The 23478-nt window shown below is 68.6% G+C and carries 18 protein-coding genes; 10 read left to right on the forward strand and 8 right to left on the reverse strand.

Going from position 1 to position 23478, the window contains the following annotated elements; all coding sequences use genetic code 11:
• Position 1 precedes the first annotated feature (1 nt).
• Entirely contained in the window at positions 2-1210 is a 1209-nt protein-coding gene (locus tag ABIB51_RS18025; protein WP_354190472.1) for an aminotransferase class I/II-fold pyridoxal phosphate-dependent enzyme, read from the reverse strand.
• Positions 1207-2073 (reverse strand): SDR family NAD(P)-dependent oxidoreductase, encoded by an 867-nt coding sequence (locus ABIB51_RS18030; RefSeq protein WP_354190474.1) that lies wholly within the window; start codon positions 2071-2073, stop codon positions 1207-1209. Before ABIB51_RS18030 ends, ABIB51_RS18025 begins: the two co-directional genes overlap by 4 nt.
• Positions 2074-2116: 43 nt before the next feature.
• Here ABIB51_RS18030 and coaD point away from each other — a divergent pair, with 43 nt between their 5' ends.
• The 5 genes from coaD to mutM all read left to right on the forward strand — a co-directional run bounded on the left by coaD (position 2117) and on the right by mutM (position 5302).
• Positions 2117-2617 (forward strand): pantetheine-phosphate adenylyltransferase, encoded by a 501-nt coding sequence (coaD, locus tag ABIB51_RS18035; protein ID WP_354190476.1) that lies wholly within the window; start codon positions 2117-2119, stop codon positions 2615-2617.
• 174 nt (positions 2618-2791) lie between these two features.
• Positions 2792-3316: a YceD family protein gene (locus ABIB51_RS18040; RefSeq protein WP_354190478.1), complete on the forward strand. Its 525-nt coding sequence runs from the start codon at positions 2792-2794 to the stop codon at positions 3314-3316.
• A 36-nt stretch (positions 3317-3352) separates the two neighbouring features.
• Complete coding sequence (gene rpmF, locus ABIB51_RS18045) at positions 3353-3556, forward strand: 50S ribosomal protein L32 (RefSeq protein WP_009356569.1); 204 nt, start codon at positions 3353-3355, stop codon at positions 3554-3556.
• A gap of 21 nt (positions 3557-3577) precedes the next feature.
• The gene (rnc, locus tag ABIB51_RS18050) at positions 3578-4306 is read left to right on the forward strand and encodes a ribonuclease III (protein WP_354190480.1); all 729 of its coding nucleotides are present in this window, start codon (positions 3578-3580) and stop codon (positions 4304-4306) included.
• A 9-nt stretch (positions 4307-4315) separates the two neighbouring features.
• A complete protein-coding gene (mutM, locus tag ABIB51_RS18055; RefSeq protein ID WP_354190482.1) occupies positions 4316-5302 on the forward strand; it encodes a bifunctional DNA-formamidopyrimidine glycosylase/DNA-(apurinic or apyrimidinic site) lyase in 987 nt (328 codons plus the stop codon).
• 39 nt (positions 5303-5341) lie between these two features.
• Here the strand turns inward: mutM and ABIB51_RS18060 are convergent, their stop codons facing one another.
• From ABIB51_RS18060 to ABIB51_RS18070, 3 genes are read right to left on the reverse strand one after another with little or no spacing between them, the layout of a single operon-like run.
• Positions 5342-6313, reverse strand: a complete 972-nt coding sequence (locus tag ABIB51_RS18060) for an NAD-dependent epimerase/dehydratase family protein (RefSeq protein ID WP_354190484.1) — start codon at positions 6311-6313, stop codon at positions 5342-5344.
• On the reverse strand, positions 6310-8973 hold the full coding sequence (locus ABIB51_RS18065; protein ID WP_354190486.1) for an alpha/beta fold hydrolase: 2664 nt from the start codon (positions 8971-8973) through the stop codon (positions 6310-6312). The genes ABIB51_RS18060 and ABIB51_RS18065 overlap by 4 nt, the downstream gene beginning before the upstream one ends.
• Positions 8967-9989, reverse strand: coding sequence for a 3-oxoacyl-ACP synthase III (locus ABIB51_RS18070; RefSeq protein WP_354190554.1), 1023 nt, complete (start codon positions 9987-9989; stop codon positions 8967-8969). The genes ABIB51_RS18065 and ABIB51_RS18070 overlap by 7 nt, the downstream gene beginning before the upstream one ends.
• A gap of 234 nt (positions 9990-10223) precedes the next feature.
• Between ABIB51_RS18070 and smc the strand changes: the two genes are divergently transcribed.
• Positions 10224-13844, forward strand: a complete 3621-nt coding sequence (smc, locus tag ABIB51_RS18075; protein WP_354190488.1) for a chromosome segregation protein SMC — start codon at positions 10224-10226, stop codon at positions 13842-13844.
• A 65-nt stretch (positions 13845-13909) separates the two neighbouring features.
• Positions 13910-15121 (forward strand): signal recognition particle-docking protein FtsY, encoded by a 1212-nt coding sequence (gene ftsY, locus ABIB51_RS18080; protein WP_354190490.1) that lies wholly within the window; start codon positions 13910-13912, stop codon positions 15119-15121.
• Positions 15122-15200: 79 nt separating this feature from the next.
• Here the strand turns inward: ftsY and ABIB51_RS18085 are convergent, their stop codons facing one another.
• Together ABIB51_RS18085 and ABIB51_RS18090 are read right to left on the reverse strand one after the other, a co-directional pair.
• The gene (locus ABIB51_RS18085; protein WP_354190492.1) at positions 15201-16898 is read right to left on the reverse strand and encodes a hypothetical protein; all 1698 of its coding nucleotides are present in this window, start codon (positions 16896-16898) and stop codon (positions 15201-15203) included.
• A gap of 87 nt (positions 16899-16985) precedes the next feature.
• Complete coding sequence (locus ABIB51_RS18090) at positions 16986-18248, reverse strand: MFS transporter (protein WP_354190494.1); 1263 nt, start codon at positions 18246-18248, stop codon at positions 16986-16988.
• Between the two features lie 246 nt (positions 18249-18494).
• On the opposite strand from ABIB51_RS18090, the gene ABIB51_RS18095 reads away from it, so the two are divergent.
• Positions 18495-19862, forward strand: coding sequence for an ammonium transporter (locus ABIB51_RS18095; RefSeq protein WP_354190496.1), 1368 nt, complete (start codon positions 18495-18497; stop codon positions 19860-19862).
• Positions 19859-20197, forward strand: coding sequence for a P-II family nitrogen regulator (locus ABIB51_RS18100; RefSeq protein WP_264354265.1), 339 nt, complete (start codon positions 19859-19861; stop codon positions 20195-20197). The genes ABIB51_RS18095 and ABIB51_RS18100 overlap by 4 nt, the downstream gene beginning before the upstream one ends.
• Positions 20198-20296: 99 nt before the next feature.
• On the opposite strand, the gene ABIB51_RS18105 is transcribed toward ABIB51_RS18100, so the two are convergent.
• Positions 20297-21685 (reverse strand): glucose-6-phosphate dehydrogenase, encoded by a 1389-nt coding sequence (locus tag ABIB51_RS18105; protein ID WP_354190498.1) that lies wholly within the window; start codon positions 21683-21685, stop codon positions 20297-20299.
• 152 nt (positions 21686-21837) lie between these two features.
• On the opposite strand from ABIB51_RS18105, the gene ffh reads away from it, so the two are divergent.
• Positions 21838-23427 (forward strand): signal recognition particle protein, encoded by a 1590-nt coding sequence (gene ffh, locus ABIB51_RS18110; protein ID WP_354190500.1) that lies wholly within the window; start codon positions 21838-21840, stop codon positions 23425-23427.
• The last annotated feature ends 51 nt before the right edge of the window (positions 23428-23478 follow it).

Consider the following 23478-nt stretch of genomic DNA (forward strand, 5'->3'; position numbering starts at 1 on the left):
GCTAAAGCCTGTCCCGCAGGGTCGCGAGCCGTTCGGCGGCCTCCTGCAGGACATCGATCCGCTTGCAGAACGCGAAGCGCAGCAGGCTGCGGGTCCGCTCGGCACCTTCCGGGTGGCAGAAGACCGGGACGGGGATCGCGGCGACGCCGACCAGCGCCGGCAGCCGGCGCGCCAGTTCCAGCGAGTCCGAGATGCCCAGCGGCGCGGTGTCGACGTTCACGAAGTAAGTCCCCTGCGGGGTGAAGACGTCGAGCCCGGCCGCGCGGAGGCCGTCGCTGAGGATGTCCCGCTTGAGCTGGAGGGTGTCGGCGATCCCGGCGTAGAACTCGTCCGGGAGGCCAAGGCCCACCGCGATGGCGCCCTGGAACGGGGTGCCCGAACTGTAGCTCAGGAACTGCTTGACCGTCCGGGCGGCGGCGATCAGGTGTTCCGGGCCGCTGAGCCAGCCGATCTTCCAGCCGGTGAAGGAGAACGTCTTTCCGGCCGAGGAGATGGTCAGCGTCCGCTCGGCGGCTCCGGGCAGGGTGGCGATCGGGATGTGGCGGACGCCGAAGGTCAGGTGTTCGTAGACTTCGTCGGTGATGATGACGGCGTCATATTTTGTCGCCAGTTCGACGACGCGCTCGAGCACCTCGCGGGGGAACACCGCACCGGTCGGGTTGTGCGGGTTGTTGACCAGCACCACCTTGGTGCGGCTGTTAAACGCCGCCTCAAGCGCGTCCAGGTCCGGCATGAAGTGCGGTGCCAGCAGGGGCGCGGTCACGTGGCGGGCGCCTGAGAGGCCGATGATGGCGCCGTAGGAGTCATAGAACGGCTCGAAGGTGAGGACCTCGTCCCCGGGGCCCACGAGGGCGAGCAGCGAGGCGGCAATGGCCTCGGTGGCGCCCGTCGTGACGATGATTTCGGTCTGCGGATCCGGGGTCAGGCCATAGAACCGCTCCTGATGGAGGGAAATGGCGTCGCGGAGCTCCACGATGCCCTTGCCCGGGGCGTACTGGTTATAGCCTGCGGCGATTGCCGCCTGGGCCGCGGCCTTGATCTCCGCCGGGCCGTCCTCGTCCGGGAAACCCTGCCCAAGGTTGATGGCGCCGGTTTGCAGGGCCAGGGTGGTCATTTCCTCGAAGATCGTGACACCCAGGGTGCCTTCGGCGGAGAGCAGGTTGGCGCCGGTCGCGGCGCGCTGCCATGGGAACTGGAGCGGAGCGGTCATCGGGAGCCTGCCTTCGTGTCGGGGACGGTCCGCCCCGTGAACTTGTCCATCGTGGAGTAGATGCCAAACAATTTTCCGCCAACGAAGTCCCAGGCCCGCACCGGCAGGATTCCCCTCAGGACCTTGCCCAGCGTCGCCATGGCGGGGGCGATCAGCAGCGGCTGCCCGGCGGCGGCGGCGCGCCACGCCCGGTCGACGGCGTCATCCGGGGTCATCAGCGGGGTCAGCAGCGGACCCCTGGCGCCGTCGAACATTCCGGTGGAGATGTAGCTGGGGCAAAACGTGGTCACCTTCAGGTGCCCGTGGCCCTGCTGTTCGAGTTCCAGCCGCAGCGAGTCGCTCCAGCCGATCACGGCCCACTTGGACGCCGCGTAGACGCTCATCCTGGGGTTGGAGACGGTGCCCGCAGCGGAGGCGATGTTCAGGATCCGGCGCGGCCGGCCGGCGTCGGCCATCATGGCCGGCAGGAAGGCGTGGGTGACGTACATCGGCGCGAGCGCGTTGATGTCCATGGTCAGGGCGATGTCCTGCTCCGGTCGGTGTTCCCAGAAGAGCGCGCCGCGGACGATCCCCGCGTTGTTGACGAGCAGCGCCAGCGGGCCCTCGGCCGCGCATTCGGCCGCGGCGGCGGCGATCGATTCCCGGTCCGCGAGGTCCACCCGCCGGACCACCGCCCGCGCTCCGAGGGCTGCCACTCCGGCGGCCGTGGCCGCCAGGCCGTCAGCGTCCACGTCCCAGAGAATCACGACGGCGGCGCCCTCGCGGGCCGCGCGGAGCGCGTAGAGCCTGCCCATGCCCCTGGCGGCTCCCGTCACGAGAACCACACCTCCGGCCACGCTGAAGGGAATGATCGTTGCTGGCATGCTGTCATGGTATCCCGGCCCGGTAATACGGTAGGTTCGGAGCATGAGACGCGCCGTATGCCCTGGCTCCTTCGACCCCATCCACAATGGACACCTGGAAGTCATCGCCAGGGCCGCCGGGCTCTTCGACGAGGTGATTGTTGCAGTCTCCACGAACTACGCGAAGAAGTACCGTTTCAGCCTGGACGAGCGGATTGACATGGCCCGGGAAACCCTGGCGTCCCTGCGCGGGATCGTCGTGGAGCCGGTGGGGGAAGGGCTGCTGGCGGAGTACTGCAAGCAGCGGGGCGCCTCCGCCATTGTGAAGGGCCTGCGTTCGTCCTCGGACTTCGACTACGAGCTGCCCATGGCCACCATGAACCGGCAGCTCACCGGCGTCGAAACGGTCTTCCTCCCGGCAGAAGGCCATTACCTGCATTTGTCGTCCACGCTGATCAAGGAAGTCTTCACGCTGGGCGGCAACGTCTCCGAGTATGTCCCCCGATCCGTATTGAAACGGCTGCACGCGGGCGAGCCTGTCCGCGATCAGGCGCGCAGAGGGTAAGCTTGATCGGTACTCGGCGGCCTGCTGCCGGTTACGCGGCCCTCATCGGGGCTGGACTGCGGTGGAAACCGCGGGCCCGCGCCCGGTTTGAGTCCGTCCGGAAGATCAGGCTAAGATAGTACGTCGGTCATATGTTCAACAGGAGTTCTCATTAAACGAGATGCTAGTTCGCCCTTGGCGTTCGACGTCAAGGACCTCGGGCGCAGCGCAGGAAGCATGCGGACGCTGACGGAACATGTACCCGCACCAGGTGATCTTGGTGTGGCACTCATTGGCGTGCAGGAAGGCTCGGATGTCGAGCTGGACCTGCGGCTGGAGGCCGTACACGAAGGAATTCTGGTATCAGGAACCGCAAACGTCGAAGTAACTGGCGAATGCGGCCGATGCCTGGATCCCCTTGCGTATGACCAAGAGGTCAATGTGCAAGAACTTTTCTTCTACGAGGATGCTGAATTCTCCGACGAAGAAGACGAAGAAGAGCAACGTCGAGTCGAGCACGATCTGATCGATCTTGAGCCGGTGTTGCGGGACGCAGTTGTAACCATGCTGCCGTTCCAGCCGGTGTGCCGGGAAGACTGCCAGGGCCTTTGCTCCGAATGTGGAGTACGCCTGGAAGACGAGCCGGGGCATCACCACGAGATCGTAGATCCTCGCTGGGCTGCCCTAGCTGACTTGGCTAAGCCTGACCGGCAAAACTGATTTGTAAGTGTTTTTCTAGAGAGAAATGAGTTAGCCGTGGCTGTCCCGAAGCGGAAAATGTCTCGCTCGAATACCCGCGCCCGCCGCTCCCAGTGGAAGGCAACTGCCCCCCACCTGGTGAAGACTGTCGAGAACGGCCAGGTCACGTACAGCCTGCCGCACCAGGCAAAGGTCGTTACCGACTCGGCTGGCACCGCGCTGTTCCTTGAATACAAGGGCCGCAAGGTCGCAGACGTCTAATCCGCCGACAGGCTGACTAGGATGTCTTCAACTGAAGAGCTTCTGAAGCGTCTCGGTGTCTCTATTGACGCCGGGACGCTTCGTCTTGCGCTCACACACCGTTCCTACGCCTACGAAAACGGCGGCATTCCGACCAACGAACGGCTCGAGTTCCTGGGTGACTCCATCCTGGGCTTCTCCGTGACGGATGCCCTGTACCGTGACAACCCGACGCTGCCCGAAGGGGACCTGGCCAAGCGCCGCTCCGCCGTCGTCAGCACGCGTGCCCTCGCGGGCATCGGCCGGAGCATCGGCCTCGGGGAGTACATCTACCTCGGACAGGGCGAAAAGCTCACCGAAGGCAAAAACAAGGCGTCCATCCTGGCAGACACCATGGAGGCACTGATCGGTGCCACCTATGTCTCCAACGACATTGAAACCGCACGCCAACTGGTGATGCGGCTGATCGGGCCCCTCCTGATGGACGCCGCCGCGCTTGGCGCCGGCACCGACTGGAAGACCAGCATCCAGGAGCTTGCGGCCAGCCGCCAGCTCGGGACGATCAACTACGCAGTCGAGGGCTCCGGCCCGGACCATGCACGGACTTTCGAGGCCGTACTGCGGATCGGCGGCAACGACTACGGCACCGGTTCGGGCAATTCCAAGAAGGAAGCCGAGCAGGAAGCCGCCGCCGACGCCTGGCGCCGGCTCTCGGCACCGTCCGGGACGGCGTCCGATCCGCGGCAGCTGAACAGCCAGACCGGCAGCTAGGCACACTCCGTGCCCGAACTGCCCGAGGTCGAAGTTGTCCGCCGCGGCCTGGTGAGCTGGGTACGGGGCCGGACCATCACGTCCGTTGATGTGGTGGATCCGCGCTCCGTGCGCCGGCACGCGCTCGGCCCGGAGGACTTCGCCGGCAACCTCGAAGGCGCCCGCGTGCTGGACGTGGTCCGGCGCGGGAAGTTCCTGTGGCTGCCGCTGGCCGATACACCGGACGGCGCACCCGTCGGAGCTGCACTGGACGGCGGAGCCGTCGCGGCTGCCCCGCCGGCCGTGGCGCTCATGGCCCACCTGGGCATGTCCGGCCAGCTCCTCATGCAGGACGGCGGCGTTCCGGACGCGAAACACCTGAAAGTGCGGCTGCGGCTCAGCCCGGCCGACGGCATGCCTGACCAGCTCCGCTTCGTGGACCAGCGCATATTCGGCGGACTGTTCCTCACCTCGCTGATCGCCACGTCCGACGGCGGTCCCGGCGGGCTCGCCGAAACCCCGCTTCCGCTGATCGCCGAGGAAGCGGCCCACATTGCCCGTGACCCGCTGGACCCCTACTTCTCCTTGGACGAGTTCTACCGCCGCCTCCGGGCACGGAAGACCGGACTCAAACGGGCGCTGCTGGACCAGGGGCTCGTCTCCGGGATTGGCAATATCTACGCCGACGAGGCCCTCTGGAAGGCGCAGCTGCACTACGCCCGCCCCACGGACACCCTGCGCCGGGCCGACGCCGAGCGGGTGCTCGAGGCTGCCCGCGAGGTCATGACGGAGGCCCTCGCCGCCGGCGGGACCAGCTTCGATGCGCTCTACGTCAACGTCAACGGCGCCTCCGGCTACTTCGACCGTTCCCTCAACGCCTACGGACGCGCCGGCGAGGAATGCAAACGCTGCGCGGCCGCGGGACTGGTGAGCCTGCTCAAGCGGGAACAGTTCATGAACCGGTCCTCCTACACCTGCCCGGTGTGCCAGCCCAAGCCCCGCAACGGCCGCTGGTAGGGAGTCCTAGCACAGGGCGGCGCCGGTGATTCAGGCGGCCTACTGCGGGCGGTAGTGCCCGGCCAGCCTCGCCAGGCCCTCGTCAAGTGACACAGCGGGGACCCAGTTGAGGAGTTGGCGGGTCTCGCGCTGGTCGTACCAGTGGGCGGTGGAAAGCTGCTCAGCGAGGAACCTGGTCATCGGCGGTTCCCCTGCCCGGCCGGCCCGGGTCCAGACCTTTTCCAGCAACGATCCTGCCGTCCGCGCGAGCCCGCCCGGCACCGACCAGGACGGTGCCGGGACGCCGCCCGCGGCGCAGATGCCCGCCAGCAGCTCGCCGACCGGGCGTGGTTCGCCGTTGCTGACGACGAGCGCCCGGCCGTGGATGTGCTCCATGCGGTGCAGCGCGGCGACGATGGCCGAGGCGGCGTTGTCCACGTAGGTGGTGTCGATCAGGGCCGCCCCGGCGTCGAGCAGCGGCAGCTGGCGACGGCCGGCACGGTCCAGTACCCGTTCCACGAGCTGGGTGTCCCCGGGGCCCCAGACGATGTGCGGACGCACCGCCGCGACGCTGAACTCCGGAGAGTCGGCAGCCAGCGCCAGCAGTTCGGCCTCGGCCTTGGTACGGGAGTAGTCGCCGTGCGCGCGGGCCGGGTCCGCGGGCTCGGCGCCCAGTCCAGCGATCGCGGCCCCGGAGTTGGCCACGGACGGGGAGGAGACGAACACCAGGTCCAGCACACCGGCCTCGCGGGCCGCCCGGAGCAGGCGGCGGGTGCCTTCCACATTCACCGCGTCGAATTCCGCGGTCTGGCCGGTAAAGGAGACCTTGGCTGCCAGGTGGACGACGCCCTCGGCACCGGCGACGGCGCGGCGGACGGCGTCGTCGTCCGTGATGGAACCGGCGAGGTCCGTCCCGCCCTCGACGTCGGCGGAACGGCGCTGGAAGGTGGTGACGGCGTGGCCCTGGCGCACCAGCAGCCGGGCCACCTCGCGACCAAGCAGGCCGCTCGCGCCGGTGACGAGGACCCTCATGGCGTGCCGGCCCGGCCGCCGGCCAGCACCGCCGAAGCCCAACGGGACAGCCGGGACCGGTCGATCTTGGCGTTGTGGCGGATGTCGGTCGGCTGGGCGGGAACAACCAGGACGGCGGAGACGCTGGCGCCTGCCTGACGGGCCGCCTCCCGAACGCGCGCTGCGAGCTGCGGCGAGGCAGGGCCAGCCCCGCGGGCGGGCGGCACCGTTTCGACGACGGCGACGACGACCTGCGTCCCGGAAGGGCCGACACCAACGACGGCGGCCAGTCCCACGCCGTCCAGGCGTTCGATGGCTTGTTCGGCGCCCACGGGCGTCACCACGGTACCCGGTGCGGTCACGACGTGCGCGAGGCGTCCTTCCACCCAGAGCCGGGCGGCCGCGTCGAAGTGGCCGACGTCGCCGGTGCGGTGCCAGCCGGCCGTGCGGGTGCTCTCACGCTGGGTCAGCCAGAGCCTGTCGTAGGTTTCCTTCACGTGCGGGGCGCTCACCAGGATCTCGCCGGAGACTCCCGCCTCCGTGACGGGGCGGTCCCCAGGGGCGGTGCCGTCCGCGGCGAGCGGGATGACGGCCACGCGGGCGCCGTGCACCGGCTGGCCCACGCACACGCCGTTGCCGGCCCCCGCCATGGTTCCGTCGGCCGCGTCGGCCCCCGCGGCGCGGATCTGTTCAAAGCTGATGTCAGTGACCGGCAGCGCCTCGGTCATCCCGTACGGGGTATGCAGCGAGGCCTCGGGCAGCAGCCGCTGCACGTCCGCGAGGAGGGATTCGGCGACGGGCGCGCCGGCTGAAAGGAGCAGCTCGACGCGTCCCAGGGCCTGGTGACCGGCCCGGCTCAGGCCATCCCGGGTCGCGAGGACGTTGCGCAGCGCTGAGGGGGAGGCGAAGACTACGGTGGCGTCAATGGCCGCGGCGGCATCTGCCAGTGCGCCAGCCGTAAGGGTGCGCGGAGCCGTCACGTCCATGGCTGGCGTCACGGAGGCGGCCCCCAGGGCTGGTCCCAGCAGGGCGAAGGGCGCGAAGCCCGCCACCAGGCGTGCGCCGGGGCGGATCCCCAGCGTCGCGGCCACGGTGTCCCGCATCGCGGCCAGCCGCCGCTGGGTGTACTGCACACCCTTGGCGGGGCCGGTGGATCCGGATGTGAAGAGCACTGCCGCGGGCGCGTCCGGGTCCTGCGGTGCCGGCGCCGTCCCAGTCTGGAGCTTTCCGCGGCGGGCCAAGGCGGCGAGGGAGGTCTCAACGGCGAGGAGCCGGCGGCGGGCGGCCGGCAGGTCCCGCACACTGATGCGCCGTCCCGGCCAACCGAGCACCGATGCGGCGGCGAGGGCCTTGTCGATGCCGATCAGGAAATCCGGGGTGGCGCCCTTGATGGCGCGGCTCAGGCCGCGGGTGCCTAGCCCGGCATCGGCCACGACCACCACCGCGCCGAGCCGGAGGCATGCGTAGAGGACCACGGTCAGGTCCACGCCGGGTGGAACCATCAGGCTCACCCGGCTGCCTCGCCGGACGCCGGCCTGCCGGAGTCCCGCTGCTACGGCGGCGATGTTCTGTTCCAGCTCCAGCCAGCTAAGCGAGCGGGCGACAGTGCCGTCTGCGGCCATTTCCGCGACGGCAGTGTCCCCGCCGGCCGGTCCCGAGGCAAGCTCCGTGAGCGGCGCCCACAGGGGTGGGGACCCGGTGCCGGCCGCCCCCGTCGGGGCAACCGTCCGGGCGTCGGCCGGTCCATTGTCCCGGCCGCACCCGGCGAGCCAATCGAAGACAGGAGTGGCGATATCCCGATCTTCGGCGACCAGGTGGCCGGCACCCTCGAAGCGGTGCACCTTCGCGGACGGTAGCCGACCAATGAGGTCCTTCAGGTACCGGTCGGAAAAGATCGGGTCCCTCGGTCCCCAGAGCATCAGCACTGGAACCCGCAGCCCGCGCAGCCCTTCAGCGACACGGCTGAGCGCAGGGAAGCTGGGATGGGAAGCATCGGCGGGAATGTCCGCGACGAAGTTCCCCACACCGTCGCGGCGGCCGGCGCCCCGGTAGGGGGCCATGAAGGCGCGGCGGACCTCCGCGGCCAGCGGCGGGTGGGCCAAGGAATGCGTCACCCGCAGGAATGCGTCCGACGTCGTCGTGCCCCAGCGGTGCACTGCGGGGTGCAGGGCCAGCCGCAGCGCCGGCGGGATGGGCGAGCCGGACGGCTGGTGGACGGCCGTGTTGGTCAGCACCACACCGGCCAGCTGCTGCGGATGGGCCAGGGCCCAACCAAGGCTGATCACGCCTCCCCAGTCGTGGCCGACGGTGACCACCGGGCCGTCCAGCCCGAGCGCCGCGGTGAGGTCGCCGAGGTCGTTGACCCGGTCCGCCAGGCGCCGGAACGTGCCGGTGCGCTCGGAGAAGCCCATGTCCAGCTGGTCCACCGCCACCACGCGCCAGGGCTGCGCCGGGCCGGATCCGGCGGCCAACAGGGTTCGCCACAGGTAGGACCAGGTCGGGTTGCCGTGCACGCACAGCAGGGTGCCAGCAGGAGTTAAGCCGCGGCGGCGGAGCTGGGCGCCGTTGTCGAGCAAGTGCCAGCGGCGCACGGATCCGGGCTCATCCGCGGCGGAAGTGGACGCCACCTCGATCTCGCGTGACCATTCCGGGTCGACGCCCGGCCAGTCGGCGGCTACCAAACGATTTCCACCATTGCGGTGTTGAGGCCCGAACCGACGCCCATGCACAGCACGCGGTCCCCGGTTCCGAGAGTTTGCGCTTCGGCGGCCAGCGTCATGGGGAGGGACGCCGGGCCCACATTGCCCCAGTGCGGGAAGGTGATCGGCACCTTGTCCGGGTCCAAGTCGATAGCGTCGACGATGGCCTGGGTGTAGGCCGTACTTACCTGGTGCGTGACATAACGGTCCATCGAGGCCCAGTCCCACTCCTGCTGAGCCTCGTGCCAGGCGTCGACAACGAGCTGCAGGCCGCCGTCGAGAAGGCCCTTCGTGTCCGTGGCCATGCCGTCGATGCCGCCGACACACAGCTCATGGTGCTCGGTCCCGGCGCGCATCACACCGCCGAGGATCCGGTGCGCCCCCGGGTGCTCGTCCGCCGGTCCCAGGACGGCCGCAGCGGCCCCGGAACCCAGGGTCAGCGTGGCGAATTCGCGGTTGAAGTCCTCACGGGTTGTCTCCGGCCTCTGCAGCCGGGCTAGCGTGGCCTCCTGCGTGGCTTGTGCATCCTCGCCGTTGACGATCACCGCGTACTTGATCTGGCCGGAGTCGATCATGTTGGCGGCCAAGGTCATGCCGTTGACGAATCCGAGGCAGGCGTTGGCGAGGTCGAAGTTCATGGCGGACGAGGGCAGGCCCAGTCCGTGGTGGATCTTCACCGCGACAGACGGTTCGAGGTTCCGCCGCGTTACGGACGTGTTGATCAGCAGGCCCACCTCGGACGCTTCGATGCCGGATTCGGCCAGGGCTTTTGCGCCCGCCTCAATGGCGGCGTCATCGAACGAGGTCCCGGGGGCCCACCACCGCCGGTGCGTGACGCCAGCCACCCGTTCGAGCAGCTTCGGGGGGAATTTCAACCGGCGCAGGGTCGACGCCAACTTGAGGTCGAACTCTGTGGAACTGACGATCCTCGGAGCTTCGACGCTGGTCACCGAAAGCAGGGCGGTGTTGCGGTGCCGGAATGTTGCATTCCCTATCAAAATCAAGCCTCTGTTCGTGTCCGTCCTGCGCTCCGGCGGGTTACCGCTCCGTCAAGCACAAGCCCAAGAGCCTAACTATGCCCGGTGCCGATCCATTCCTGCATATGCAGATTGGCACATCTGCGCAGTCTTTGCCGGGGTTTTGCGCGGAATTGTCCCTACCCCGCAGTAGATTGTAGGTATCCGTGGCTGTCCCCACCACCCGCGTCCGCCGAGCAGGAGAACCGAACCACCTTGCACCTCAAGAGCCTGACCGTCCGGGGATTCAAGTCTTTCGCTTCGGCGACGACTTTCGAATTCGAGCCAGGCGTGACCGCCGTGGTCGGCCCCAACGGTTCGGGCAAGTCCAATGTGGTGGACGCCCTGGCCTGGGTCATGGGTGAGCAGGGCGCCAAGACCCTCCGCGGCGGCAAGATGGAAGACGTCATCTTCGCCGGTACGTCCGGGCGCCCGCCGCTGGGCCGCGCCCACGTCTCGTTGACCATCGACAACAGTGACGGCGCACTGCCGATCGACTACAGCGAAGTCACGATCTCCCGCACCCTCTTCCGGACCGGCGGCTCGGAATACGCCATCAACGGCGCCGGCTGCCGGCTCCTGGACATCCAGGAACTCCTCTCCGACTCCGGCCTGGGCCGGGAAATGCACGTGATCGTGGGCCAGGGCCAGCTGGACAAGGTCCTGCATGCCACGCCCGAGGACCGGCGCGGCTTCATCGAAGAAGCCGCCGGCATCCTCAAACACCGGCGGCGCAAAGAAAAAACGGTCCGCAAGCTCGAGGCGATGCAGGCCAACCTGCAGCGGCTCAGCGACCTGACCGCTGAAATCCGGCGGCAGCTGACCCCGCTCGGCAAGCAGGCCGCGGTGGCCCGGCGGGCCCAGACCGTCCAGTTCGAGGTCCGCGATGCGCGCTCCCGCCTCCTCGCCGACGACCTCGTGCAGCTCGCGTCCGCGCTGGAACAGGACGTCGCGGACGAGTCGGCCCTCAAAACCCGGCGCGGCGTCGTCGAGCGGGAACTGGACCTCGGACGGCAGCGGCAGGCCCGCCTGGAACAGCTCGCGGCAGAGGCCACACCCAAGCTGAACGCGGCCCGGGACAACTGGTACCAGCTCTCCGCCGGCCGGGAACGCCTGCGCTCGCTCGGCTCACTCGCCGAGGAACGCCGTCGGCTGCTCGGCGCCTCCGACGCCGTCCCGGACACCGGCCGCGACCCGGACCAGCTGGACCGCCAGGCCGCCCGGGTCCGCGAGGAACAGGCCACCCTGGAGCAGCAGATCCTGGACCGGCGCAACGCACTGGACGCTGCCAGCTCCGCGAAACAGGACGCCGAAAACGCCGCCTCCGCCGAAGACAAACGGCTCGCGGCCCTGCTCCGGGCTGCCGCGGACCGGCGGGAGGGCCTTGCGAAGCTCGCCGGCCAGGTCGGCTCGGCACGGTCCCGCGTCGAGTCGGCGCAGGCCGAACTCGGCCGGCTCCGCGAATCCCAGAAGGCAGGGGACGAGCGCCGCCGGCATGCCCAGAGCGAGTTCACCGCGCTGGAAACCCAGGTGGCAGGCGTCGAGGACGGCGAGGAAACCCTCGACGCCGACTACGAGGACGCCAGCGAAGCCCTCGACACGATCACCGCTGAAATTGACGCCCTGAAGGCGGCCGAGCGCGAAGGCGACCGGGAGCGCGGTGCCCTCGTGGCGCGCCGGGACGCCCTGCAGTTGGGCCTGAACCGGAAGGACGGGACCGGGCACGTGCTCGGTGCCGGACTGCCCGGCGTCCTGGGGTCCCTGGCCGAAATGATCAGGGTGGAAGCCGGGTTCGAGGCCGCCATCGCCGCCGCCCTCGGCGCCTCCTCCGACGCCGTCGTCGTGCAGGATGCGGAGGCCGCCGCCGCAGCGGTCCGGCGGCTGAAAGACGACGACGCCGGCCGGGCCTCGCTCCTGCTGGCGGCCGCGCCCCCGGACGCCCCGGGCCTGCCGGACCCGGAACTGCCTGACCTTGAACTGCCGGATCCTGAACTGCCGACTGGCGCACGCTGGGCGTCGGAGCTGGTGACGTCGGCCGGGGCGCAGCACGCCGGCCTGCCGCTGGCCGGCCTGCTGGCGGGCATCGCGGTCGTCGACGATCTCGGCGCCGCCGCGCGGCTGATCACGGAACGGCCCGGGCTGACGGCAGTCACCCGGGCGGGGGACGTCTTTACCGCATGGACTGTCAGTGGCGGGTCCGCCAAGGCGCCCTCCTTGCTCGAGGTGCAGGCCGCCGTCGACGACGCGTCCGCGCAGCTGGCCGCGGTGACGGCCGGGCTCGAACGGAACCGCTTCGCCCTGTCCGCGGCGCAGGCACGGCGGGCCGACGCGCAGGAGCGTGCGGACGCCGCCCTGGAGAAACTCCATGATTCGGACGCCCGGCTCGCGGCCGTGGCCGAGCGGCTGGGGCACCTGAACTCCGTGCTGCGCAGCGCCGTCGGCGAAAGTGAACGGCTTGCCGCGTCCCTCGCCAAGGCGGGGGCGAACATCGTCAACGAACAGGAAGTACTCGAAGCGGTGGCCGCGAGGCTCGCCGCGGCCCAGGAAGCGCCCGCCGAGGAAGAGCCGTCGGCCGAGAATCGTGATGCCCTGGCGCTGGCCGCCTCGCTGGCCCGCAGCGCCGAAATGGAGGCGCGGCTCGCGCTGCGCAGTGCCGAGGAACAGCTCACGGCCACCCGCAACCGCGCGTCCTCACTCGAACGCGCCGCCGCCACCGAACGCCGTGCCCGCGAGGAAGCCGCGGAACGTGCGCGACGCCGCCGGCTCCAGGCCGGCCGCGCCGCCGCCGTGTCCACCGCGGTGGGTCAGGTCATCGGCTTTCTCGACGTGTCCGTCGAGCTGTCCCGCCAGGACCGGGACGGTGCCGAGGAACGCCGCGAGCAGATGGACCGCGAACTCGCCGCGGTCCGCGCCGGCAATGACGCCCTGGCCCGGGAACTCGCTGAACTCACGGATTCCGTGCACCGCGATGAACTGGCCCGCGCGCAGCAGCGGCTCCGGATCGAGGCCCTCGAGCTCAGGAGCGTCGAGGAACTGGGGCTCACGGCCGACCAGCTCGTCGCCGACTACGGCCCGGACCAGCCCGTGCCCCTGCCGGCCGGGGAGTCGGCGGACAAATGGGCCGCCCTGCGCGCCCCGGTGGATGAAGACGGCCGCGAGATCGTCGGCGGCTTGCCCTTTGTCCGGGAAGAGCAGGAGAAACGGCTCAAGCGTGCCGAACGGGATCTCTCGGCGCTGGGCCGGGTCAATCCGCTGGCCCTTGAGGAGTTCGCCGCGCTGGAGGAACGCCACCAGTTCCTCAGCACGCAGCTGGAGGACCTCAAGTCCAGCCGCAAGGACCTGCTGGACATCATCAAGGAAGTCGACGACCGCGTGCAGAAGGTCTTCGCCGAAGCGTTCGAGGATACGGCCGCCCAGTTCGTCCGGGTCTTCGCCCGGCTGTTCCCCGGCGGCGAGGGCCGGCTGGTCCTCACCGACCCTTCGGACATGCTCACCACCGGGATCGAAGTCGAAGCCCGGCCCGCGGGCAAGAAGATCAAACGCCTCTCGCTGCTCTCCGGCGGGGAACGCTCGCTCACGGCCGTGGCCCTGCTCGTCGCCATCTTCAAGGCCCGGCCGTCACCGTTCTACGTCATGGACGAGGTGGAGGCGGCCCTGGACGACACCAACCTGGGACGGCTCATCACCATCTTCGAGGAGCTGCGCGAATCCAGCCAGCTGATCGTCATCACGCACCAGAAGCGCACCATGGAAGTCGCCGACGCCCTCTACGGTGTCACCATGCGCGGCGACGGCGTCTCCACTGTCATCAGCCAGCGTCTCGGCGCGGAGGCCTGAACCGCGGCTCCGCCGGGCCGCCGGTGCCTCCGCGGCCGCTTTCCCGTGTGTGAGAAGCTAGGGGAGTGAACGACATCCTCCCCATTATCCTGCCCATTCTCGCTGCCCTGGTGGTTCTCGGTGCGCTGATTCCGGTCCTCATGAAGACCCGGAAAAACATCACGAGGTACCCCGGGACGCGGGACGAGAACGATCCCGTGGAGTCAGGTTCCGCGGGAGGAACTCTCGTTGAGGACCGGCCGGCGCCGACGCGCGAACCCGGGACGCCCGAGGCCACCGACCTTGAAGGCCTCGAAACGCTCGAGGTCCCGGACGACGTTGCCGGCCTGGAAATTGTCCCGGTCGAGACGCCGCTGCCTGTCGCGGGCCGCCTGACCCGCCTGCGCGAACGTCTCGTGAAGTCCAACAACATCCTCGGGAAGGGCCTGCTGGCCCTGCTCTCCGCGGACAAGATAGACGAGAACGTCTGGGACGAGGTGGAGGAGACCCTCCTGCTCGCCGACCTCGGCACCGAACCCACGATGCAGCTGGTGGACGCCCTCCGGGAACGGGTGAAGGTCCTCGGCACGCGCTCCCCGGAGCAGGTCAAGGCGCTCCTGCGCGAGGAACTCATCAAGCTCGTGGACCCCACGATGGACCGCAGCCTGCGCGTCGAGCGGCACGGCGACAAGCCCGCCGTCGTGCTGGTGGTCGGCGTCAACGGCGTCGGCAAGACCACCACGGTGGGCAAGCTTGCCCGCGTCCTCGTGGCCGAGGACAAGGATGTGCTCCTGGGCGCCGCTGACACCTTCCGTGCCGCTGCCGCCGAGCAGCTGGCCACCTGGGGCGCGCGCGTCGGCGTCCCCACCGTCAAGTCCGACGTCCACGGCGCGGACCCGGCGTCCGTCGCCTATGAAGCGGTCCAGGCCGGCATCGACCAGGAAGTCGACGTCGTTATGATCGATACGGCCGGGCGCCTGCAGAACAAGGTGGGCCTGATGGACGAGCTCGGCAAGGTCAAGCGCGTCATTGAAAAACTGGCCGATGTGGACGAGGTGCTGCTGGTCCTGGACGCGACCACGGGCCAGAACGGCCTGAACCAGGCCAGGGTCTTCGCCGAGGTCGTCAACATCACCGGCATCGTCCTGACCAAGCTGGACGGCACCGCCAAGGGCGGGATCGTCGTCGCCATCCAGAAGTCGCTCGGCGTTCCCGTCAAGCTGATCGGACTCGGCGAGGGCGCGGACGACCTCGCCCCGTTCGACGCCGAAAGCTTCGTCGACGCGCTGCTGAACTAGTAGCCTCTTTCCCCGGACACTAAAATGCCTCCGTTTCCCGGCCGGGAAACGGAGGCATTTTTGTGTGGAACAGGAACTGTCAGTAGGTGAAGTTCAGCACCGTCACGGTGCCGGCGGTCAGCTTGAAGTTCTGCGTCCCGGACTTGTACTGGAAGCCCGGAACCGTGGTGCGGTCGGCCAGCGGGGTCGGTTCGGTCTTCGCCCCGTCGATCAACGTGCTGTCCTCGGCCCCGTAGCTGGGTCCGGTGAGCTGGGTCATGGTGCCTGTCAGCGGCTTGCCGGGGAGCTTGAGGGTCACGTCCGTCTGCGCCGCGGTTTCCGGGTTGTTCTCGTTGACCACGATCACCGTGGTGCTGCCGTTGGCGTTCTGCACCGCGTAGCTGTAAGCCAGTCCGCCGCCGGAGCTGTCAAGCTTTAGGAACTTTCCGCCCTCCAGTTCGGCGACCATCGAGATGCCGTAGAAGTTGGCGCGGCCGGAAATCTGGCCGTTGCCCAGCGGGTAGGCGCCGGCGCTGCAGATGGCGGACATGGGCGGACCGCCCTTGCAGGTGAGCAGGGAGCTGTGGAAACCGATCCGCGTAACACCCAGCTGCGCGGCGTTGAGGGCGTAGTCGGCCGTCCAGAGGGCGGAGGCATGGGTACGCGAGGTCTCGTTCGACCCCGGGCATGCGGCAATGCCGGTCTCCGGCAGCCAGGTTTCCACACCGGCCGCCTGGCCGACCTTGAGGGCGCTCTGCTGGTAGTCCGCCGCGCGGTCGTGCATGAGCCGGCTCATGAGGTTGGCCATGGTGGGCGAACCCTTCGGGTCGGCTCCGTTACAGCTGTACAGCGGGTAGTTGTGGAAGGTCAGGATCTTCTTCTGCGGGATGTCCGCATCGATGAACGGCTGCCACCACTTCTGGTCGTACGCGCCAGGACCGGAGATCGGGACGTTGGGAGCCACAGCATAGATGGCGTTGGCGTAATCCTTCAGTTCCCGGATGTACTGGTCCAGGCTGTAGCCGCCGGACCTGGACTTCACGTCGTTGAACACGAAACCATTGGGTTCGTTGCCGACCGTGATGCTGAGCAGCCGGTTACCGAAGATCTCCGAGGCGTGCTTCACCATGTCCGCCGCGCGGTTGGGGTCGTAGTGGCCCAGGTCCACCGTGAGGCTGACCTTGGAGTCCGTTGCCTCCAGGAGCGTCATCAACCGCGCCAGGTCCGCCGGTCCGACGGTCCTGCCCGGGTGTGCTTTGTCCCCCTGGTAGCTGGCGGGGAGGCCTTCGCCGGTGGACGTCCAAAGGAAGCGGCGGTCCACGGCGTTGCCGCCAAAGCGCAGGACCGGCTGGTCGATCTCCTTGAGGAGCTTGACCATCGTGGGGTTGTCGCTGCTCAGGCCTGGGTCGGCCAAGTCGGTGGCCTCGAGCGAGATTCCCGTCAGCCCCTTGGTCAGCGACGTGCCCACCTGATCATTGGACACGTTCACGGCGAGCGGGTCGACCTTCTCCAACGGAGACCCGGCCGGCGGACCGGCCTGGTCGTAATACGTGACAGGCGGGCCCACTTCCGGGGTTTCGACCGCGGCTTCGGTGGTGGCTGCCGGGCTGGAGGCCACGGGCTGCGGAGCCGGCGCCCCGAACGTCAGGGGTATGGCAACCGCCGCGGCCACCACGACGGCGACGATCCCGCCGGCGGCGATCAGCCGTGCCCGCTTCTTGTTCCCCGCTGGCGCGGAATCATGATCGTCGGGCTCGGGGGCGGCTGAATTCCCACGTGCATGGTCGATTGGCGCCATAAGGCAGTACCTCCGGAAGATTTGGCAAGTCCCTCCCAGCTTAGCCAAGGCCGGGGCACCCCGTGGACCGCGGCGCCGCCCCCGGCCTCAGGCCTTCGCCGCAGACTGCCCCCGGAAGGTCTCCCGGGCCAGCAGCCACCCGGCGGCCGCGACGATCAGGATGCCGCCGGTGACGCCGAACGCCCAGCCGTAGCCCAGGCGGTCCGCCAGCACACCGGCGAACACGGGACCGATGATGGCCCCGCTGTCCGCGGTCATCTGGAACACGGCGAGGACGCGGCCGCCCGAACGTTCGTTGCCGATCACGTCGGCGATGGCCGCCTGCTGGGCGGGGCCGAGCAGGCCGGAGCCAATGCCGGCGACGGCGGACGCCACGAGGAACCAGGGCAGGTGCCCGGTGAAGCCGATGGCGGCCGTGGCGGTGCCGGTGACCAGCAGGCCCGCCACCATCAGGGGCTTCCGGCCGAGGGTGTCGGCGAGCCGGCCGGAAAACGTCAGGGCCGCGGCGTTTCCGGCCGCGAACACGGCCAGCGCCCAGCCGGCCGACTCCGGACCCGCGCCGAGCGCCGCGACGGCGAAGAGCGGCACAGTGGCCATCCGCACCCCGAAGGTGGCCCAGCCGTTCGCGAAGCTGGAGAGCAGGGCTGCGCGGTAGGCGCCGTCCCGCAGCGCCTCGCGGAGCTCCATGGCCGGGGCCGCGCCACCTTCGGGGCGCGACGCGGCCGGGACGTGGCTGAGCTGGGTCTGCACCACGAGGGCCGCCAGGACCAGGGCAGCCGCGTACGCCAGGAACGGGACCCGGAGCCCGAAGCTGGCGAGCAGGCCGCCCACAATCGGGCCGCAGACGTTGCCGATCAGGAAGGCAGAGGCGTAGGCGCCGGAGACGCGGCCGCGGCTTTCCGGCGGTGCCAGCCGGATCACCAGGGCCATCGATGCCACCGTGAACATCACCGAACCCGCGCCGCCGAGGCCACGGAACACCAGCAGCTGCCAGTAGTCCTGGGCGAAGGCGCAGGCCGCGGTGGACGCCGCCACGATGAGCAGTCCGGCCACGTACACCGGCCGTTCGCCCAGCCGCACGATCAGTGCCCCGCCGGCCGGGGCGAACACGAGCCGCATGAACGCGAAGATGCTCACGATCACGGCGGCGGCCGTCGCGCCGACGTCGAACGTGGTGGCGAACTGCGGAAGGACCGGCGCCACCAGGCCGAAGCCGAGGGCGATCAGGAAGGCGGCAACCAACATCACCTTGATGTCCCGTGGGAGCCGGGCGCGGCCCGGGGGGCGTCCGTCGGCCTGGCCGGTGAAACCCGGTTCCGGGCCGCCGGCGGGGCGGGGAGTCTTACTCATGGTGCTGTCGTCCTCGATCGGGGGACCGCGGGAGGCGGAATTGAAGGTGTGAAACATAACCGTAACAAGCCGGAGACGCACCATTTACTTCCGGGAGGTTCTTGTAACAACCCGGCAATCTAAATCCTCTGCCGGTGAAACACGGCCCGGCAAAACTCTTCTTAGAACGCAAAACGCGTTGGGGCAGGCGGAGCAATCCGCAAGGACAAACCTTAGATCGCATCTAAGCAAGGGAGGACGTGCACCATGGAACTTACCGCAGGTCACGTATGGCTGATGGTGGCGGCGGCACTCGTGCTGTTCATGACACCAGGACTCGCATTTTTCTACGGCGGCATGACGCGCGCCAAGGCTGCACTGAACATGATGATGATGAGCTTCATCTCCATCGGCATGGTCGGTGTGGTCTGGGTGCTCTGGGGCGCCTCTATGAGCTCCGGAGAAGGCTTCCTGGAGATTGTCGGGAACCCGTTCGCCACCTTCGGGCTGGAGGGCATCACCACCCCTGACGGACTCATCAAGGTCGGCTACGCAGCCACCTTCGCAATCATCACCGTGGCACTGATCAGCGGCGCGATCGCAGACCGCGCCAAGTTCGGCGCGTGGACGGTCTTCGTACCGGTCTGGGTCACGCTGGTTTACTGCCCGCTGGCCTACATGGTCTGGGGCGGCGGGCTGTTCGGCCCGGAAGGCACCATCGGTAAGGCCCTGGGCCCCGCGATTGACTTCGCCGGCGGCACGGTCGTACACATCAACGCCGGTGTTGCCGCGCTGATCCTCGTCCTGATCATCGGCAACCGCAAGGGCTTCGGCAAGGACCCCAACCACCGCCCGCACAACATCCCGTTCGTGATGCTCGGCGCGGCAATCCTCTGGTTCGGCTGGTTCGGCTTCAACGGCGGCGCAGCCACCACGGCGGAGCAGGGCGGCCTGATCTGGGTCAACACCCTCGCAGCCCCCGCCGCGGCCATGCTCGGCTGGCTCGTCACGGAGCGCATCCGTGACGGACACCCGACGTCGCTCGGTGCAGCTTCCGGCGTGGTTGCCGGTCTCGTCGCAATCACCCCGGCCTGCGCAAACGTCAGCCCGGTCGGTGCACTGTGCCTCGGCGTCGTGGCCGGTGTGGCCTCCGCGCTCGCCGTCGGCCTCAAGTTCCGCTGGGGCTTTGACGACTCGCTCGACGTCGTCGGCGTCCACCTGGTCTCCGGCATCATCGGCACCGTCGCGCTGGGCTTCATCGCCCTCCCGGTCGAGGGCGTCGGTGGCGGCCTCTTCTACGGCGGCGGCTTCACCCAGCTGTGGGCACAGCTCGCAGTAGCCGGCATCGCGATCGCCTACTCGGCGATCCTGACCGCCGTGATCGCCCTGGCCATCCACAAGACGATGGGCTTCCGGGTTTCCCAGGAGCAGGAAGTGGTGGGCGTGGACCTCAGCCTGCACGCAGAGACGGCCTACGAGTTCGGTGTGGGCGGCCACGGCGGAAGCTTCCAGCCGCTGCATGAACTGATCACCGGCAAGCCCCAGGGCGAGGACGCCGCCCCGGCCGCCGGGGAAGCCGTCCCGTCCTCCAACGGCAAAAAGACAGCAGCAGGCAAGGAAAGTGTGGGGGCATGAAACTGATCACAGCAATCGTCCGGCCGGAAAAGCTCGATGCAATCCGGGAAGGCCTTGAGGCCTACGGTGTGCAGGGCCTCACGGTCAGCGCGGCCAGCGGCTACGGCCGGCAGCGCGGTTACACCGAGGTGTACCGCGGAGCCGAATACAACGTGGACCTGCTGCCCAAGATCCGGGTAGAGGTCCTGGCCACCGACGAACAGGCGGATGACATCCTGGATGTCATCATCGCCAGCTCGAACACCGGCCGGGCCGGCGACGGCAAGGTCTGGACGATGGATGTGTTCGAAGCGGTGCGGGTCCGCACCGGCGAACGCGGATCGGCCGCCATCTAGGCAGCGTGTTAGACCCAAGCAACAAAAAAGGCGGGCCAGTTACCTGGACAGGTAACCGGCCCGCTTTTTTGCTGCGCAAGGTCCAGCGGACGACGGCGGTCAGGCCAGCGGGCTGTCCGGGCCGGAACTGCCGGCGGCGTACTCCTCCAGCGGCACCGAGTTTCGCTCCCACGACTTGAGCGCCGGGTCGACGATCCGCCAGCAGTCCTCTGCGGTGTCGCCCCGCACGGACAGCAGGGGATCGCCGGTCAGGACACCTTCCAGGACTTCGCCGTACGGCAGGACCTCCGAGGCATTCAGCTCGGCCAGGAGCGTGGCCCGGTCCAGGCTGAGGAAGTCACCCGGCCCGTTCACATCGACGTCGAGCTGCAGTGTGTCCGGGCCGAATCCGATCCTGAGCTGGTTGGGGGAGTCCACCCCGGTGAACCCCTTGGGCAGGTGCGGCACGGGCCGGAACGTGATCACGGCTTCCTTGCGCTTGGTTCCCATCGCCTTTCCGGAGCGCAGGATGAAGGGGACGCCCCGCCAGCGCCAGTTGTCGATCTCCACCTTGACCTCGGCGAGTGTCTCGGTGCCCCGGGCCGCGTCCACGCCCTCTTCCTTGGCATAGTCCGGGACCTTGCGTCCGTTGATGGACCCTGCTGTGTACCGGGCGCGGCGGGTGTTCTTCGCGTAAGGCGCCTTGATGCTGCTGGCGCGCAGTACGGTCGCCACGCCGTCGCGGAGATCCCGCTCATCGATGGAGGCCGGGGGCTCCATCGCCATCAGGGCCATGACCTGGAGCAGGTGGCTCTGGATCATGTCGCGGAGGGCGCCGGCGCCGTCGTAGTAACGCGCGCGTCCCTCCAAGGCAAGGTCCTCATCGAAGACGATCTCCACCTTTTCGATGTGCTCCCGGTTCCAGACGGGTTCAAGGAAGGTGTTCGCGAACCGCAGGCCCAGGACGTTGAGCACCGTCGCCTTGCCCAGGAAATGGTCCACCCGGTGGATATGGTCCTCCGGGACGAGACTGGCCAGGGTCTTGTTGAGGTGCCGCGCGGACTCCTGGTCGGAACCGAACGGCTTTTCCATCACCAGCCGGGTTCCGGGCGGGACCTGCTCCGGGGTGAGGGCCTCGCAGGCTTTCTGGCTGATCTGCGGAGGGAGCGCGAAATACACCGCCACGGGTCCCTCCAGCTGTGCCAGCTGCCCGGCCAGCTCACCGTCCGCCGTCACGTCAAGCTGGATGTAGCTGGTTGTACCCCGGATCCGCTTCAGTTCCCTCTTGCCGTTGGCATCGGCCTGGGACCCGGCGTCGGCGAAGCTCGCGTCGACGCGTTCCAGCCACTGCTCCTGCGTCCACGGATTGGAGCCGGCGCCCACGAGCGTCAGGCCCCCGGCCCGGCCGCGGGCCACGAGCCGGGCCAGCCCCGGCAGCAGCAGCCTTCCGGTCAGGTCGCCCGAGGCGCCGAGGATGAGCAGTGTTTTCACAGTCGTTTGGCTGGTCATCTAAGTCAGCATGCCATCTTGAGGGCGGGTCTTGGTACCCTAGATAGTCGAGTCCCGTTGTCGAGGCGGTTCGTTCAGGCGAACTTCAGTCGCGACGCTGGCGTGCCGGACCGGCCGCCATCTGTAGATCCACTGAAAGAAGTGCACGGCGCGTGTTCAATTCACTCTCTGACCGGTTGACAGCAACCTTCAAGAACCTACGTGGCAAAGGCCGCCTGACCGAGGCGGACGTTGACGCCACGGTCCGCGAGATCCGGCGCGCCCTCCTGGACGCCGACGTTGCCGTGCCCGTGGTCCGCGAATTCACCGGACGCGTGCGCGAGCGCGCCCTCGGCGCCGAGGTCTCTGCCGCGCTGAACCCGGGCCAGCAGATCGTGAAGATCGTCAACGAGGAACTCGTCGAGATCCTCGGCGGCGAAACCCGCCGGATCCGCCTCGCCAAGACCGGGCCGACCATCATCATGCTGGCCGGCCTCCAGGGTGCCGGCAAGACCACCCTCGCCGGCAAGCTCGCCAGGTACCTCAAGGCCCAGGGTCACAGCCCCATGCTGGTCGCCTGCGACCTGCAGCGCCCCAACGCGGTCACCCAGCTTCAGATCGTCGGCCAGCGTGCCGGCGTACCCGTCTTCGCCCCGCACCCCGGTGCCACCTCCACCGAGCTCGAGCACCCCGCAGGAGACCCGGTCTCCGTCGCCCGCTCCGGCGTCGAGGAAGCCCGCCGCACGCTGCACGACGTCGTGATCGTTGACACCGCCGGCCGCACCGGCGTCGACGCCGAAATGATGGAACAGGCCCGCCAGATCCGGCAGGCGATCGTCCCGAACGAAGTCCTGTTCGTGATCGACTCCATGATCGGCCAGGACGCCGTCAACACGGCCCTCGCCTTCGATGAAGGCGTCAACTTCACCGGCATTGTGCTCTCCAAGCTCGACGGCGACGCCCGCGGCGGTGCCGCGCTCTCCGTCGCCTCGGTCACCGGCAAGCCCGTGATGTTCGCGTCCACCGGTGAAGGCCTCAGCGACTTCGAGCTCTTCCACCCGGACCGGATGGCCTCGCGCATCCTCGACCTCGGTGACGTGCTCACCCTGATCGAGCAGGCCGAGAAGTCCTGGGACAAGGACGAGGCCGCCCGGATGGCGAAGAAGTTCGCCGACCAGGAAGACTTCACCCTGGACGACTTCCTCGCCCAGATGCAGCAGATCCGCAACATGGGCTCCATGAAGAAAATGCTCATGATGATGCCTGGAGCGCAGAACATCCGGCAGCAGCTGGAGCAGTTCGATGAACGTGAAATCGACCGCGTCGAGGCGATTGTCCGGTCCATGACGCCACACGAACGCGTGGCGCCGAAGATCATCAACGGCTCCCGCCGCGCCCGCATCGCCCGTGGTTCCGGTGTCCACGTCTCCGAGGTCAACGGCCTGCTGGAGCGTTTCGCCCAAGCACAGAAGATGATGAAGAAGATGGCGGCCGGCGGCGGCATGCCGGGAATGCCCGGAATGCCGGGCATGGGCGGCGGCGGAGGTGCCCGCAAGGGTGCCAAGAGCGCGCCCAAGAAGAAGGCCCGCTCCGGAAACCCGGCCAAGGCCGCACAGGAACTCAAGGACGCCGAGGCCCGGCGTGCCGCGGGACCGAAGGCGCTGCCCACCGGCGCATCGTTCGGCCAGCAGGGGGAAGACTTCGATCCCTCCCAGCTGAACCTGCCCAAGGGCTTCGACAAGTTCCTCGGCGGCAGCAAGTAGCAGATCCGGCAATCCCCGTGCCGGGACCGCTATGTCGCCGGGGCGCAAGGT

This window comes from Arthrobacter sp. UYCu712, assembly GCF_040547005.1.
Lineage (GTDB): Bacteria > Actinomycetota > Actinomycetes > Actinomycetales > Micrococcaceae > Arthrobacter.